Source organism: Flavobacterium luteum (assembly GCF_008806775.1).
In the GTDB taxonomy this organism is placed as follows: Bacteria; Bacteroidota; Bacteroidia; order Flavobacteriales; family Flavobacteriaceae; genus Flavobacterium; species Flavobacterium luteum.
The window spans coordinates 1-18,514 of sequence record NZ_WAEM01000009.1; the positions used below are offsets into that span (position 1 = coordinate 1).

At 36.1% G+C, this 18,514-nt stretch carries 5 protein-coding genes; 4 read left to right on the plus strand and 1 reads right to left on the minus strand.

Annotated elements, in window-relative coordinates; translation table 11 throughout:
* The 4 genes from F6464_RS12995 to F6464_RS13010 form a co-directional block, all read left to right on the plus strand.
* Positions 1-2,575: T9SS type B sorting domain-containing protein (locus F6464_RS12995; protein ID WP_191963389.1), on the plus strand; the 2,575-nt coding region annotated here is incomplete at its 5' end.
* 89 nt (positions 2,576-2,664) lie between these two features.
* A complete protein-coding gene (locus F6464_RS13000; RefSeq protein ID WP_151108386.1) occupies positions 2,665-3,102 on the plus strand; it encodes a hypothetical protein in 438 nt (145 codons plus the stop codon).
* A gap of 835 nt (positions 3,103-3,937) precedes the next feature.
* On the plus strand, positions 3,938-7,546 hold the full coding sequence (locus F6464_RS13005) for a T9SS type A sorting domain-containing protein (RefSeq protein WP_151108387.1): 3,609 nt from the start codon (positions 3,938-3,940) through the stop codon (positions 7,544-7,546).
* 544 nt (positions 7,547-8,090) lie between these two features.
* Positions 8,091-17,141 (plus strand): YDG domain-containing protein, encoded by a 9,051-nt coding sequence (locus tag F6464_RS13010; RefSeq protein ID WP_151108388.1) that lies wholly within the window; start codon positions 8,091-8,093, stop codon positions 17,139-17,141.
* A gap of 245 nt (positions 17,142-17,386) precedes the next feature.
* Here the strand turns inward: F6464_RS13010 and F6464_RS13015 are convergent, their stop codons facing one another.
* The gene (locus F6464_RS13015) at positions 17,387-17,716 is read right to left on the minus strand and encodes an HU family DNA-binding protein (protein ID WP_191963390.1); all 330 of its coding nucleotides are present in this window, start codon (positions 17,714-17,716) and stop codon (positions 17,387-17,389) included.
* Between the last annotated feature and the right edge of the window lie 798 nt (positions 17,717-18,514).

Sequence of the window (18,514 nt, forward strand, 5' to 3'; positions counted from 1 at the left end):
AGCACCACTAACCATAACTGTAAATCCAAAAATAACGCCAACATTTGTTGCACCTTCACCTATTTGCTCAGGAGACACTCTTTTTACATTACCCCCATCATCAAGCAATAGTATTACGGGAACTTGGTTGCCTGCTTTTGATAATACTAAAACTGATACTTATACTTTTACGCCAACTGCCGGACAATGTGCAACTACAGCACCACTAACCATAACTGTAAATCCAAAAATAACGCCAACATTTGTTGCACCTTCACCTATTTGCTCAGGAGACACTCTTTTTACATTACCCCCATCATCAAGCAATAGTATTACTGGAACTTGGTTGCCGGCTTTTGATAATACTAAATCCGACACTTATACTTTTACGCCAAATGCTGGACAATGTGCAACTGCTGCACCACTAACCATAACTGTAAATCCAAAAATAACGCCAATATTTTCAGCAACTACTCCTATTTGCTCTGGAGACACTCTTTTTACATTACCTCTGTCTTCAATTAATAGTATTACTGGAACTTGGTTGCCTGCTTTTGACAATACTAAAACTGATACTTATACTTTTACACCAACTGCTGGGCTATGCGCAACAACAACTCCGCTTATTATAACCGTAAATCCAAACGTAACTCCTACGTTTACTCCTGTACCTGATATATGCTTAGGAGCAATTTTATCGCCTTTGCCATTATCTTCTTTAGAAGCAATAACAGGTACTTGGACCCCGCCATTAGACAATACTAAAACAACAACTTATACTTTTACTCCAACTAATGGATTATGTGCTACTAGCACTACTTTGGATATTACCATAAATACAAGTGCAACTATCACTCCTTTATTCGACACAGTTGATCCTATATGTGTTGGTGGGGTACTTTCAGACTTACCTTTAACATCTATAAATACTATAAAAGGAACTTGGTCACCGCCATTAAATACTACCACTACCACTTCTTATACTTTTACTCCTGATTTGGGTCAATGTGCTTCAACTACTCAACTACAAATTGAGGTATTAGACATTCCAATTGTTCAAGCTAATGCTGTTTCTTCTTCTATTTGTTCAGGAAGTAATACTGCAATAACACTCACTAGCACTGTTCCTGCAACAACCTATAATTGGAATGCTATTAACAGTAATGCAACTGGTGCAACTGCCGGATCAGGTGATCAAATAATTCAGAAACTCTTTACTGTTGATAATCAATCGGGAGAAGTTGTTTATGCAATTACCCCATCAGCAAAAGGATGCAATGGTTTAACTATACTAGCTCCTATAGTTGTTAATCCAATCCCTCAAGTTAGTGCTTCTCCTAACTTACAAACAATTTGTTCAGGCGGGACTACTTCTATTATATTATCTAGCGAAGTAGGATTGACCACTTTTGATTGGACAGTTATTCAAACTGGAGTTTTGGGAGGCCTTTCAGGAAACGACAGTACCATTGTTCAAACTTTAACCACTACAGATATAAAAGAAGGTTTTGCTGAATATATTGTGACTCCAAAAATAAATGGATGCTTTGGAGCACCTCTGTCTGTGGTTGTAAAAGTAAATCCTATTCCTGAAATTTTTGGTACTTCAGGAGGTTCGATTTGTAGTAGCAACTATACCAATATTAAGTTAATTCCTAATCCAAACATTCCTCTAACAACATTTGAATGGACTGCCAACCCAATAGATGTTACTGGTGCCAAAGATGATTCTGGAGAAGATGTTATCGAACAACTTTTAGAAACAGAAACCGGAGGAACAGTTACTTATACTGTAACTCCAAGCTATTCTGGCTGTAAAGGAAACCCGTCTTTGGTAAAAATAAATGTTGACCCACTTCCAAAACCAAATCTAAAAGACGGTAAAATTTGTATTGAAAAAGCTACGGGAAGTACCTTAAATGCCTACCTGATAGAAACCAACTTAAGCGACCCAAATTTAGAATTTGAATGGTACTTTGAAAACGTTAAAATTAATGGCGCAACGCAAAACAGCTATGAAGCTGCAGCAATTGGAAAATATTCTGTACTCGTTTTTAATAAACTAACAGGTTGTACTTCGAAAGAGGTATTTGCTACTATTAGTGAAACGTTCCCTGCCAATTCCTATACCATAGAACAAACAACAGCTTTTACAGAAAGCGCTACTATAACCATAACCGTTAACGGAGACTTAAATGAATACCTCTATAAAATAGATAATGGCGCTTGGCAAAATTCCAATGTTTTTTCTGGTATTTCAAGCGGTTTACACACCATTAACATAACTGATACCGAAGGCTGTACGAGTTTTTCAGATACCGTTACTATTATTAATTATCCTAAGTTTTTTACTCCTAATGGTGATGGATATAATGATACTTGGAATGTCGTGGGATTAGCCGAAAATGCAAATGCAAAACTATCTATATACGATCGATACGGAAAATTAATAAAACAAATAAGTTCGGATGGAACGGGCTGGGACGGAACGTTTAACAAACAATTATTGCCTGCAACCGACTATTGGTTTACCATTAATTATTTTGAAGACCAGATTGAAAAACTATTTAAAGCCCATTTTTCACTCAAACGTTAATTCAACTTTAAGGATTAAGATTATTAGAAAAACCATACTAATTGTTATTCAAGACTATTTAATAAAAAAGTATACATAAATTTAAAACCATGGTTGAAACGTTAACCAATGATATAATAGAAAAAGAAACTACAAACCAAATGGAGTTTATGAATGCCTTCGGAATCGTTTTCGAAAAGCACTTTGTTGTATTTGATAATAATAAAAAAATAAAAATAAACATGAGCGAAGCAAAGCATGTAAATATGCGAAAGAGCAGAATCATGACTAAAAATATTTTTTTGATTGCCATTGCTGTTTATACTCTTATTTTTAGCTATTATTTGGATATTGCATTAGTATATAAAATAATATTTGAAACATTAGCCTTATTCTTATTGACTTTAGGGATGCTCTACAAAGAATACCAATACAAATTTATCATTGTAAAACTTAACGAATGCATAACATTTATAGTAAAAGAACACTTGAAAGAAGATGCAAAAAAAATCCAACGCGTTTTGGCTGAAAAATTACATAAAGGGTAACTTTCGTCTTCTTCATTACATAAATCTAATTTAAATAATACTCTTTTTGCGAAATTGCACTCTTAAGTCGCAATAAGTAAAACAGCAGTTTATTTTTTATGGCTTCTCGATACTTTTCAAAATTTACAATTTTGAAAAACTCGAAGTAACGATACACTAAACAATTTATTTTAAATTAACTCCTTTGTTAAAAACCTCATCTATTCTATTTCAAAACGCTGGCCGCTTTGAGTGCTTTTTGTAAATAAAGATAACTTTGAGGATACACGAAAAAGTCATTGAAAAGTACTAAACATAAAATTATATTCACAAATAGTCCTTTACCTTCCCTTTTAAGAATAAAACAAATCAATAAACCTTTTATAAACTCCTGATTATTCCATTTTAGAGGATGTAGCTATAAATAAACCAAAATATTATTAAAAAAAGTGGAATTTAAATGCTATTTTAATACTAAAATCCCTATAATTTTATAAAAATAAAAAAAATAAAAAATGAAGTTTTTTACCCATATATATGTAAAAAATGAATTTTAAGACGTTTTTTATTATTTATATAGAAATCTTACTCTTAAATAAAATAAAATATAAAGAGCCATATTACAAATTTTCCACAACATTGCCACAACATTTGTTGTAAATCTCAGAAAGAAAAAAAAGAAAAAAACGATTTATAAAAGGCTAAAAACTCTTTGTTTTTAAGTGTTTTACCATAATTACAACGTTGTAATTTGAGACTGTATAGTTATTGTATATGTAATTTATATTTTTTAGAGCAATTTTTAACCTAATATTGGTGACCACAAAAATTAATTATTTACCAAAAACAATTTATTATGAAAAAATTATTTTTATTACTTTTCTTAATGACTATTTCATTAGGACAATCTCAGAATTTGATAACAAATTCTTATTTCAACGGCAACTCCTCCACTGGATGGACTGCTAACGGGATACCAGCCGCACAAACAGCACAAGCAGTGGGTAATGAATTTGTTTGGTCTGCAACTAATTCAGCAGCTCCAGATTTCAGTTCCGAGTTTTATCAGGCGGGTATTTCGATAACAGGTGGGGCTACCTACACTGTTACTTTTAGAGCTAGATGTTTGTCAGGCACCAGAAACATAAAAGTTCAAATGCAGAATGTAGGTGGCTGGGGTCTAGTTACTTCAACATATATTAGCTTAACGACTACCATGACAGTATATACGTATACTTTCAATGCATCAATAAGTAGTGCTGATACTCAGATGCAATTCCATTTGGGTGGACAAGGATTTTCACAAGGTGTAGCTCTTGATGATATCACTTTAATAGCAGGAACTGCTACTGAATGTACTAATTTTATTCAAGATGGTACTGAAACTGGTATAGACTGTGGAGGTTCATGTGGTCCATGTCTTATTAATCCAACATTTAATGCATTTACTGTGGGATCTAAAGTAGTTGGAAATGCTCCATTTACAGTAACGGCTACCTCAGATAATCCTGCTACACCTACTTACACTAGTAGTAATACTGCTGTAGCAACTATTAGTGGAAGCACAGTAACTATTTTAGCCGCAGGAACTACTACTATTACAGCAACTCAAGCTGCCGATGCTAGTTATTATCAAGGTTCAACATCTGCTACATTAACGGTAATTCCTGGAGCATCACCTGCACTCCCTTCAGCCCCTGCAAGAAATGCTTGGGATGTCGTTTCTATGTTTACAGGTGGTACAACCCCAGCATATGCTAACGTATCTGCAACTGCAGGGAGATCTTTTTGGACATCTGGTTCTACTTTAACAACTACAGGCATAGGTAGCGGAACAGATACTGCATTACGAATAGATAATTTTGGATTCTTAGGGTATGTTGCAAATACTGCTGATACTGCTAATTTTCCTGTAACTGGAATGACAGATGTTCATGTTGACATTTATTTAAGCACACCGCTTGCAAATATGTTTATCGTACTTTTAGATACTGGAGATCGTCTGTATAATACAGGGGCACTTGTTGCAGGTTGGAATTCACTTGATATCCCATTATCAAGTTTTCCTATAGCAGCTCCAGGTACAGTAAGAGGATTTAAGTTTGAGCACAATCAGCCTGGTTTGAGAACAATTTATATCGATAATCTATATTTCTACAGAGCGGCAACTGTTCAACCTCCAACATTTAGCACTACTTTTACCGTTGCTAGTCCTAAAACTGTAGGAGACAGCGCAATAACATTAACCGCTCCAACTTCAAATAGCGCTGGTGCTTTTACTTTTACAAGTAATAATCTTGCGGTAGCTACAATTGCTGGAAATACTTTAACAATTGTTGGTGCTGGAACAGCGACTATTAGTGTTATACAAGCAGCAAACGGAATTTATGGTTCAGGTCTTGCAACTGCCACTTTAGATGTTTCACCAGGTTCAGCTCCTGCAGCTCCAACACGAAATACTTGGGATGTTGTTTCTCTTTACAGTGGAGCTTATACTAATTTAGCTAGTGCTACTTGGGCAGCTGCTTCAACTTTAACAGATGTTGTGCTTCAAGGAAATGCCACTAAAAAAATGAGTAATTTTATTGTTGAGATTATTAACTTCGCTGCTACTGATGTTTCTGCAATGACTATGTTACATATGGATATTTATACTCCTGATAGTCCTAGTTTTAACATTTGGTTGCTTAATAATGGCGATAGAAATGCACAGATTTTTCCAGCTATCAATGGATGGAGAAGTATTGACATACCTTTATCGACTTATGTGAATAAAGGTTTAAACATGTCAGGAATTAGTTTTCTTAAGTTTGAAAGCTTAACTGGTGGTGGAAAAACCGTGTATGTAGATAATGTTTATTTCTACAGACCTGCTACTTTATTTCCTGCTACTGTAGGAACATTTACAGTTCCTGCAAAAACTCAAGGAGATGCTATTTTTACATTAACTCCTCCATCTTCCAATAATATTAAACCTTTTACATATACCAGTAGCAATACTGCTGTAGCGAGAATAGTTAACGGAAACCAAGTGAGTATTATTAGTGGAGGTACTTCTACTATTACTGCTTCACAAATTGCGGACGGAAATGTTGGTCCAACTAGTAAAGCTGCTTCGTTAGTGGTAACCTTTCTTTCGCCAGGACCATCACCAACACCTCCGGCCTTAGATCCTTCAGGAGTAGTATCAATGTACACAGGAACACCGACTACTTTTGCTAATGCATGTAATATGGTACGTTCTGATTGGACATCAGGAACTACAATGACATCAATTTCTAATGGAACTAATACCGCATTAAAAATTGATAATTTTGGATTTATTGGTCTTGTAAATCAAGGGGAAGTACGTTTTAGTGCAGCTGGAATGAACACAATGCATATGGATATATATCTTAACACACCGTTATCAAATATGTTTGTCGTGTTTTTAGCACCAGGTGATATTCTTTATAATACAGGTGCCCTTAAAGCAGGTTGGAATTCATTAAATATTAGTTTATCTAACTGGGGCGGAGCAGATTTAACCCAAATTAGAGGATTTAAATTAGAGCAAAATGTTGCTCCAAATACAACACAGATTTATGTTGATAATATGTATTTCTGGGATAATAAAATTACTCAATTGAGACCTTCATTATGTGGTAAAACGTTAGCTAGCCTAGATACTGCTATAGAAGCAAGCCCTGTAAATGGCGCTACCGAATATACTTTTGAAGTAACAAGAACTGACAATAATGTTGTTGATACTATTGTTTGGTCTAACTATTTCTTTTTCCCAGCTACTAAAATAACTGGTGGATTAGTTTATGGAAAATCATATTCTGTAAGAGTAAAAGCAAAAGTAGGTGGTGTTTATCAACTTTATGGTGTTACATGTATTATTACAGCACCTAGTGAGCCAGTTGTAACTACAACTAAGATTAGACCAATGCAGTGTGGCAAAACTCTTAATTTTTTAAATGATGCTATCCAGGCGAGTCCTGTATACTTAGCAACTCAATATGAGTTTCAAGTTTCTGATGGTGTTACTACTGTAGTTATCCCGTCTGCCAATTATTACTTCAGACTAAGTAGTTTTCCTGGTGGTGGTGTTTATGGAACAGCGTATACAATATCTGTTAGATCTAAAGGTGCTGCTACTGCATTCACAGCTTACGGTGATTCTTGTGTAGTTACTACACCTATTGCAAGAATGTCTGAAGTATCCAATAATGATGTTTTTGAAGTAAAAGCATTCCCTAACCCATTTGCATCACACTTTAGTTTAGACATCGAGAGTACAAGCGACGCTCAAGTAGATATGAAAGTGTATGATATGATTGGACGTCAATTAGAAGTACGTAAAGCTTCGGTTTCAGAATTAAGTGTTCTTGAAGTGGGACGGAATTACCCAACAGGTATATACAACGTTGTTGTATCTCAAGGTAAAAACACGAAATCTATTAGAATGATTAAAAGATAAGTTTATTTAAAAATTAAGTTATCTTAAAGAAACCTCTTCAGCAATGAAGAGGTTTTTTTTATTTGTTTTATAATTCTTAAGCCCATAACTGTTCTTTACTAAAATAAGTAGTTACAAACCCTCATAAAACCAAAAATCTATAAATGAATAAAGTACTAGTATTAAAAATAAGATATACTTACTACTATTCATATTTTTTTAGGAATATGAAATTTATTAAAAATGTTTTTTTAACATAAATAAATAGACATATACTAATTTAAGTATACTTTTTTTATTTAATAGAAAATTACAACCCCACTACATTAGATAAATAGAAAACAAAAACTATACATTAACACAACATTTACATAATATTGCTAAAATTAATAAGAACATACAATTGAGTTTTGTTGTAACAAAATCTTCGCAAACAATTGATTTTATTGAAAAAAAAAGAAAAAATAAAAATTTATTTTAGATTGTATAGTTTTTATATACTATATCGATAGCGTAAAAATACTACAACGTTGTAAATTTACATATTCACCAAAAAAATTAAAACATGAAAAAATTATTATTACTCTTTTTCCTGTTAGTTTACGCTTCAGGATTTTCGCAACCCACAGTGATGCCCACTACTCCACCGACTAGAACTGCATCTAATGTATTATCCATTTACAGTGGAGCCTACACCAATCAGACTGGAGTTAGTTACCCCACTTTTGGGGGAGCCACTCTTAACGCAGATCTTGCTTTGCCTGGTTCTCCAGCAGGAACTGCCAAAAGTTATAGTGCTCACAGCTTTTCTGGTATTCAAGTAAATACTGCAGGAGTTCTTGACGTGTCAGGGATGACTACTTTACACTTAGATGTTTATTCTACTAATTATACTTCTCTGGCTGTTAAACTAGAGTCATCTACTACAACTGCAAGAGAATTAACGGTAACAGGCTCAACTATTCCTTCAAGTACCACAAGAAATCAATGGATTAGCCTTGATTTAGATTTAAGTACTTACAATACTGGAAATATTTTAAGTAGCTTAAAATACATCGTTCCTGTTACTTTTGGTCAAAATGCAACTCTATTTATTACTAATGTCTATTTTTATAAACCCGAACTATTAACTGGTAATATGTATATCAATGATGGTACTTTTGCTGCTGGTGATTTTTGTACAGCGGCAGGTCAAGATATTGCTGGTAATGATGGCACATCAGCTAAGCCATTTGCTACTTTAGCCTATGCATTATCACGCTCTTCGCAGGCTGCAGGCACTATTTTTTATATCGATGCGGGTACCTACTCTTGGTCGACAGTACATACATTTACTGCATCGGGTACATTGGCTAGTCCTATTACCATACAGGGAAAAGGAAATGGGTCAACCATCATAACATCCACTGCAGCAGCTAATTCTGGATTGTATTTTTCAACGGGTAATTATTGGACGGTAAAAGACTTACAATGGAATGCAACAACAGCATGGTCTGCAAGGGTTGATACTGCAATAGGGATCACCTTACAAAACTGTATCTTCAATTTTACTGGTACTGGTACTACTATTCAGTCTGTTGTAATGGCTAATGCCGGGGGCCAACTGGCTATAAAAAACTGTACGCTTTCAAGAAACAACACTAATTATCACATGATAGAAGTAGTAGCAGGTACTTCTTTAACATTACAAGATAACACCATTAGATTTTCTGCTATAGCAGCTGTTGGAACGGCGTCTTCCGTGCAGTTTGCAGCAAATGCTGCATCAGTATTAATTATGGAACGCAACAAACTTTATGGTGGTGGCTATGGAGTGGGTTTTGTTGCAGCAGGAACTATTGCTGCAAATGCGAGCACAATTATTAAAAATAATTTTTTTAGCTCCAACTGGGGTATTGTAAACACTCAGATAACAGGCTTAAAAGTGTATAATAATTCTTTCTACACTGCTGATAATTGTCTGTATGCTATAACCCCAGCTTTTATGAACAATTGGGATATACAAAATAATGTATTATACACTTATGGTGCAGCGGCTTGTGTTCTAGTGAACGCTACAACAGCAGCAACAATGAATTACAATCATTACTACTATCCTAGTGGTACAGGTGCAGTTAATCTAAGTGGTGTAACATCTTCTCTTGCTACATGGAAAGCATCAGGAAACCCACTTGCGATTCGTGAAGCCAATGGCCAAGGAGGTGCTGTACTGGCTAATAATCCATTATATGTAAATATAGCATCTCTCGCTACTAATGATTTACATCTACAAACGGGTTCTCCTGCTATTGCTGTGGGTAATAGTAGTTTAGTAATTGATGATATTGATGGAACTACACGACCATTAGGAGGAACTTATGAAATCGGTGCGGATGAATTTTGTAGTGATACTATAACACTTTCATCAGCAGCGGGTACAAATGCTCAGACGATTAGTTCAGGTGCAGCAATTACAAACATTACTTATACTACATCAGGAGCAACAGGAGCAACAGTCACTGGGCTACCTACAGGGGTAACTAGCAATTGGCTAGCAAATGTACTTACTATTAATGGTACACCTACAAGTGCAGGAGGAACCTATACAGTATCATTAACGGGTGGCTGTGGAATAACTACTACAACTGGAACAATCACCGTATTACCGCAATTTGGCTTAGCACTAGGATATGAAGTGGGAGAAACAGGAGGTTACACAGGCATCTTTGGAGGCATGCCAGTGCCTACACTTGTAACTGGCACTGGAACTAACACCACTAGAGTTCAACAAATAGTTACAGATACAGCACAACAAGTTTGGCAAGGAGAAGATATAAATTTAACAAAACCTGTCGATTTAACAGTGACCAAAACAATGTCTATAGATGTATATGCTTCTGGACCCATGTTTTTTTTAGTAAAAGTAAAAGGCGGTACTGGAACACCTGCAGCAATTGTTAGCTACACTGGTACTAATACATGGCAGACTTGTTATTTTACATTTGGTACTGCACTTGATAGCCAGGCTGCTACGGCAACTGGTGTTTATACTGGTTTTGTTATTCACCCCTACTGGGAGACTGCAGTTCAAACTGCTTTTGGAACACTTAAACCTGCAAGAACTATTATAGTAGATAATATTAGAGGTACACTTGCTCCACAACTAGGAGCGTTAGCTCTTACTTCAAAAATTGTGGGAGATACTGCTTTCACGGTAACTCAACCAACATCAAATAACGTTTCAGGTGCCTTTACTTATACAAGTGCCACTCCTGGTGTAGCTACCATTAATAGTAGTACTGGCCTAATAACTATTTTTGGCGCAGGTACTTCGGTTATTACAGCTACACAAGCAGCCGCTAATGGGTATGTTGCAAGTAGTGTGTCAGCTACTCTTACAGTTACCGCAGCACCATCATCTTATACTTGGGGCGGAACTAATAGTGCCTGGACTACAGCAGCAAGCTGGACTCCTACTAGAACTACACCCGCAATTAATGACATACTTACTTTACCCTCAGGGACTTATACCATAACTGCTGTTCCTACTCAAACTATTGGTAGATTAATAGTAAACGCTGGGGCAAACGCAACGTTACAAACTTCTGCAGCTGGTACATTAACAATGACTGATGGAACTGCAGCAGATGAGTTAAGTATTGCCAGCACTGGCAGTTTATTCGTTAGTGTAGCTGGCGCAAATAACAACGGGGTAGGTGGATTAACTTTAGCATTTGGTACGTCTTCAACGGCAACTGTCGCGGGTAGATTAGAGATCACTAATAATTGCGGTTGCGCGAATCCTATTAAAATTAATACCACAAATTGCGTAATGACCGTAACTGGAACATTAGCAGCTGGTGGTACTTTAGATAACGATCCCTGGACAACTTCTGCAAGTAGTTTATTAATAGCTAATGCGGGAACATTCGAATGTAAATATTCAACAAACAATTTAGGTCGTGTACCTACAGCAGGATGGCAAACAGGATCCTTGTGTTCTATTATTGGTAATGTAAGTGTTCCTCAAATAACTGGTTTAGGTCAAAATTTTTATAATTTGACTTGGAATTGTCCGAGCCAAACTCTTGTTGGTTTTAACTTAAATACTTCTTCAGCCATTATTAATGTGAGTAATGAATTTAAGGTTATTAGTACTGGAGCTACTACAGGTTCATTAACGATGGGCAATGGTACTATAAACACCAAAGATTTTACACAAACAGGTGGTGCTTTTGAAATGAATACAGCAACAGGAACTTCTACAATGAATGTAACGGGTACCTTTAACCAAACTGCTGGTACCTTTCAATCAAGCAATTTAGGAACTCCATTACTAAGTTTCAACGGAACTACAACTCAAAACGTAAATTTCTTTAATGCAGCACCTACAGGAAGCGGTTTAACGTATCGAGTTAATAATGTTAACGGTATTAATTTAACAGGAAGCGGTACCTTGACTACTAATTTCAACATCAATGCTACCGGAGGTGTTAGAGTATCTTCGGCTGCAACAGCGCCTATAACCTCTACTTTGACATTAGTATATGCTGTGGGATCTAGATTAACGTATGATGGTGGGGCAGGCCGAATTGCTACTGCTACTGTATTTCCAGCTTCTAATGGTCCTTTGAATATTACAGTGGGTTCAGGCAGTACATTAAACTTAAATTCTCTTAATCGTACGGTTAATAATCTAATTCTTAATGTAACTTCACAAGGATTCTCTGATTACGGAGGAACAGGTTCAGGGGCTACAAATACTACTTCAGGCTTCTTTACGGCAAATGCAGGTATTTTAACGGTTACTTGTGTACTCAATACGGTAGCACTAACATCAGCTGTAGGTACAAATGCTCAAACCATTAATGCTGGTAATGCCATTACTACCATTACTTATGCTACAACAGGAGCTACAGGAGCAACCATTACTGGACTTCCAACTGGGTTAACATCGGGTTGGTCAGGAAATGTAGTTAATATAAGTGGTACTCCTACAAGTACAGCAGGAACCTATACAGTGACTCTAACAGGTGGCTGTGGAACAATTACAACAATAGGGTCAATTACTGTGAATCCAAATTCATACACTTGGAACGGAAATACGACTGATTGGACTGTCGGTTCAAACTGGACTCCTACAAGAACAACAGCAGCTTTTAATGATATCTTGACCTTTCCTTCAGGTAACTTTACGGTTACCAATGTTCCTACACAATCTATTGGTAGATTAATTATTAGTGCTGGAGCAAATGTTCTTTTGCAAACCGTAACTTCAGGCAAAACTTTAACAATAATCTCAGACGGTACAGCAACAAATGAGTTGAGTGTTGAGAGTTTAGGTAGTTTGAAGTTCAATAGCACTGGGTTTGGTATTGCATTGGAATTTACATCGGGATCAACTGCACTTATAGATGGTGTCTTTGAAATAGACAACACTACTGCTACAAATAGTATTAATTTGACAAATTGTGTTATGACGGTGTCAGCATCTGGAACTCTTGCTGGAGGAAGTATATGGACTAACAATCCTTGGCTTGGTACAAATACTTCAAGTTTACTGATAGCAGGAACCTACCGACACAAATATACTACAAACCAAGGTTTCTTACCTTATGCAAACTGGCAAACAGGATCCATTACTTTGATTTCTGGGACTACAAGTACAGCTAATATTGGTAGTTTTAATCAAACTTTTAATAATCTTACTTGGAATTGTCCTAGCCAGACTAGTAATTTAGACTTTGGAATCACTGGGTTTGTTGGTACTACAAATACCTTTACGGTTACTAGTACAGGAACAGGTTCTATAATATTAAATAAAACAATTACTGTTAAAGACTTTACACAAACAGGTGGAACAGTTGATTTTTCTACTGGTACAGCTGGTGTTGTAAATGTTTCTGGAAATTTTAGTCAAACTGCAGGAACTATTAAATCAACAAGTGCATCAGGAACTATTAATTTTAATGGTACTACTCAAACGTACACTTCAGGAGGTACGCTGGCTAATGCCATCAATCATAGTATAGCAAATGGCGCTACTGTAGATTTTGGCACATCGGTAATTAGTAGCGGTTCTACCGGTACATTTAATCTTGCTTCTGGAGGTAAAATTATTACTGCGAATGCTAATGGTCTTACTGCTAGTGGCGCATCGGGTACCGTTCAATCTTCAGGAACAAGAACGTATAATAGTGGTGCGAGTTATGAATTTAAAGGTGCCAATACAGGAAACTTTAATTTATCAACTGCAAATACTATTACTGGAACTTTGAAACTTAACAGTGCAACAGGTAATATTAATGCAAACCAAAGTCTTGCAACTTCTAATCTTGATATTACCAATAACGTTGTAACTACAGGTGCCAATACCATAACACTAGACTCTGGAGGAAGTTATTCTAGAACTACTGGATATGTAAATGGTAATTTTAAGAAGTTTATAGCCGCTTCAAGTACATCTAGAACTTTTGAAATAGGAAACGCTACAAATTATTTACCTTTAACTTTAAACTTTACAGGAACGATCACTGCAGGAGGAAGTATAACCGCTTCGACTACTGATGGAGATCATCCACAAATTGTTAGTTCTAGTATAAATAGTAACAAAAGTGTAAACAGATATTTTACAGTAACAAACAGCCCTGCTGTTCCTGGTTTAACATCATATAATCCTGACTTCTTGTATCTAGTTGGAGATAATGATGGTAGTGCAACACCTGCAAATTATGGTATTCAAACGTATAATGGTAGTGCATGGGCATCCTCAACCGTATCTGGCACACCTACATCAACAACTGCGACAGCAACAGGTGTAACCACTTTTGGAGATTTTGCAATTGGAGAAAGTAAAACAACACCAACGGTTACGGTAAATGTTGGAACTTATACGTATAATACAGCATCTCAGGGACCAAACTCAATAAGTGTAATTACACCCGCTCCTGCATCTGTAACGTACAGTTATACTGGAGTAAGTTTAACCTACGGACCAACTGCTACACCACCAACTAAAGCGGGTAGCTATACTGCAACAGCAACTGTGGTTGAAGACGCTAATTATCCTACTACAAGCTCTGCACCAACTGCATTTGTAATTGGACAAGCTGAGTTAACAGTAACAGGAGCAACTTCTCAAGACAAAGAGTACAATACTACTGATACAGCCATTATAACTGGTGGTAGTTTAGTAGGTGTTATAGGATCTGACGATGTACTACTAGTTCAAAAAGGTACATTCCCATCTAAAAATGTAGGGGATAATTTAGTTGTAACTCCTTCATGTAGTCTAGCGGGTACTGAAAAAGATAATTATTTCTTAACTCAGCCTTCAGTAAACACTGCTAGTATTACTCCAAAAGTGGTAACAATAAACAATCTTGCTACTGCTGATAAGGTATACGATAAAACGAATACCGCTATTATTTCGGTAGTACCTGCAACAGAATTGCAAGGTGAATTCCCATCAGATACTGCTAATCTATCGTTTACACCATCAGGATATTATGCTGATGCCAATGTAGGAAACTGGACAATTACCTCTACCACTGAACTTACAGGATCTGAAAAAGACAACTACATCTTGTCTCAACCCGTATTTAGTACTAAAAAAGACATTACTCCTGTAGGATTAGATGTGACTGGTATTACTGCTGACAATAAAACGTATGACGGGAATACTGATGCTGTAATAAATACAGGTGGTGCTACACTAAGTGGCATCTTATCTGGCGAAGAAGCTGGAGTAACTTTAGATACATCGCTTGCAACAGGTAGTTTTATTACTAGAGATTTTGGTACTGGTAAAACAGTAACCATTGCTGGTCTTAGTATTAGCGGAGCTAATGCTTCCAATTATAGCATTAACACTACTACAACTACAGCAAATATTGATAGAAGACCCATTACTATTACTGCAACAGATCAAATTAAATGTGCTGGAGGTGCTTTTAGCAGCCCAGGCAATTTGAATGTAGATTTTACTAAGGACTATAATATTGCTGGTGATATCGTATCGGTAACATTAACAGTAATTGGGGGTGATGGTTCAATATCAGGTTCTTATCCAGTAAGACCTAGCCTTCCTGTACCAGGAGCAAGTAACTATATTGTTACTCCTGTTGATGGGGTGTTAACCGTAAATCCATCACCAACAGCTACCGTAACAGGTACTGTAGCCACTTGTATTGGTTCAGCTCCATTAGTTACCTTCACTGGTGCATTAGGTGCAGGAACAACAGGACTTGGTGGCACGTTACAATATGAATTTACTTATAAAATCGGAGCTGGTGGAACACCAACAACGATAACTACTAATCCTGGAAGTGCTTCTACTTTTATAGTAGCATCTACCAATGTAAGTGGAGCGATAAATTATATTTTGTTAGGTGTTAGAGATATTGTTTCAGGTTGTTCTCAGGCACAAGCTGGAACTGCAACGGTAACTACTGGTATATGTACACAACTTAGAGCCGCTCAATGTGGTCAATTTGTACCTGCCGCAGATACAGTAATACAAGCGAATCCAGTTCCTGGCGCGACACAATATCGTTTCGAGATTACCTTAACGACCGCTCCTAATACAGTAACCGTATATACTTGGCCAAACTACTATTTTAATCCAACAACCGTTTTAGGAGGAGGATTAGCGTATGGTAAAGAGTATAACATACGCGTAAAACCATTTATTGGTGCTACGGAGTATCCTTATGGTGGTGTTTGTTTAATTAAAGCACCTCTTGTTGCACCAGCAGCTTCTGCTACAACAACCGTTAGACCTTTTCAATGTGGGAAAACACTGGCTACTATAAATACATTTATTGAAGCAAGTCCTGTTGTAACAGCTACTCTATATGAGTTTGAAGTAACCGATGGTTCTGGTACACGTTTCACTACTAGTACATTGTATTATTTTAATCCAATGACGGGAATACTAGGCGGAGTACAATATGATACCCCTTATAGTATTAGAGTGAGAACTTTTACTGGTGTAAATAGAGATATTCCACTAACCCCTTGGGGAGCAGCTTGTACAGTAACAACTCCTGGACTTCCTTTTTCTAAGTTAGTTACTACGCAATGTAACAAAACAGTTACAAGTCTTACACCAAGACTTAATGCTGCATCAATTTTCTTAGCCGATGGATATCGCTTTAGAGTACGATTACAATCCAATCCATTAATCAGTAGAGTAGTTGAAAAAACTTCAGGTAACATGACAGTATTAACAGCTGCGGAATTGCCGGGAGGTTATGCCGCTGGTACTACCTATTTAGTAGATGTTGCCGTTAGATACTCAGTTAGTGGACAGTGGCAAGAATCATACGGTGGTGACATTTGTACGATTACAACGCCTATTGCAAGAATGAATGAAACTCAAGTTGATAACATATTCAACGTAAAATCATTCCCGAATCCGTTTGCATCACACTTTAATTTAGACATCGAGAGTTCAAGCGACGCTCAAGTTGAAATGAAAGTGTACGATATGATTGGACGTCAACTAGAAGTTCGTAAAGCTTCAGTTTCAGAATTGAGTGTTCTAGAAATAGGACGTAATTATCCAACAGGTATTTACAATGTAATTGTATCTCAAGGACAAAAAGTGAAATCATTACGAATGATTAAAAGATAAGTTTTAGAATTAAGTTATCTCAGAGAAACCTCTTCAGCAATGAAGAGGTTTCTTGTTTTTATATAATATTGTAGACCCCACTTACCTTATGAACCAATTAACTGTAATGGTTCTATACCATTTAGGGATGAACAAACAAAGCTATAAATAGTAATTCTTAACAAAAGCTTCATGATGCACTACCTAAAAAAAGAACGAGTCAAAATGATGCAGGTGTATAAATTATAATAGAAAGTTAAGTTGTATTATATTTTTTTCTTATAAAATACCAATTCGCCTAACATCTTTTTAAATTTGGCTCCAGGTCTAAAAAAAATAGAAGCGCTTTTTATGTTGTTCTGATTTAAAGCCTCGGGACTATTACTTGCCGTTCCTTTGACACTTACCTGAAACGATCCCATTGCGCCAAGACGCACAATATTTCCGTCTTTTAAAGCATTAGAAACAACATGAACTAAGCTTATAATTACTGCATAACAATCAGCGGGTGTTGCGGTACATTTTAAGGAAACTTCCTCCGCAAGTGTATCCAAATCTATTTCGCCCGATAGTGTTGCTCGGGGATAGTAGAGCATTGAAGCCATAGAATCAGTAGGGTTGGTTTTGCCAACAGCGGTTTAAGGAATTGTCAGAGTATAAAAATTTAAGGTGATACAATAAGTAAAAATAAACTTTGGCACAAAGACACCACTTTGTCTTAGTAATAGGTTCATTTGACCGCGGTGAAACTAACAATTGACCGCGGTCGTTAACCTAATTGACCGCGGTCACATTGATGGCTCATACGTATTGCATGTACAGTTAGTAGGGACGAATTGATACTTTAGATGGGAAGTCTTTAGTTATACATACACTAAGGAGAACAATAAGAAAATAAAATACACAATTGCAACCCTTTGTACCAAATTATTTTTTATAAAAAGCTTATAGTTCATACATAATTTGCCAATGCAAATTGTATTAAGACACAAGTAAAATCCCATTAAAAAAAGACTGGATCCGCTCCGTTTGTTGCTCTCAGGTTTAAGTACGCCGCTTCTAATATGTAGCGTATCTAGGAGTTTTATCCCTACAAATAGCTATCGAAAAACGCATAAAAAACCGAAATACTATATTTATATACCCAAAAGGATAATATACGAATTGAAAACCTGTTGGGTGTAATTCGTTTTGGATTTAAATTTTAGTAGTTTTGATTCCTGTTTATAAAAAAAACTTGAACTGAAATATTTATGGTTATACCTGCCTAAACAGTATAAATTTTTATACTAAATAAAATTCAATTTTAGAATGAAAAAAAGTAAAAGACTATTTTGAAACATTGAATTATAACGTTGAAATTAAGCATTATACAGATTTTATATCCTTAAATT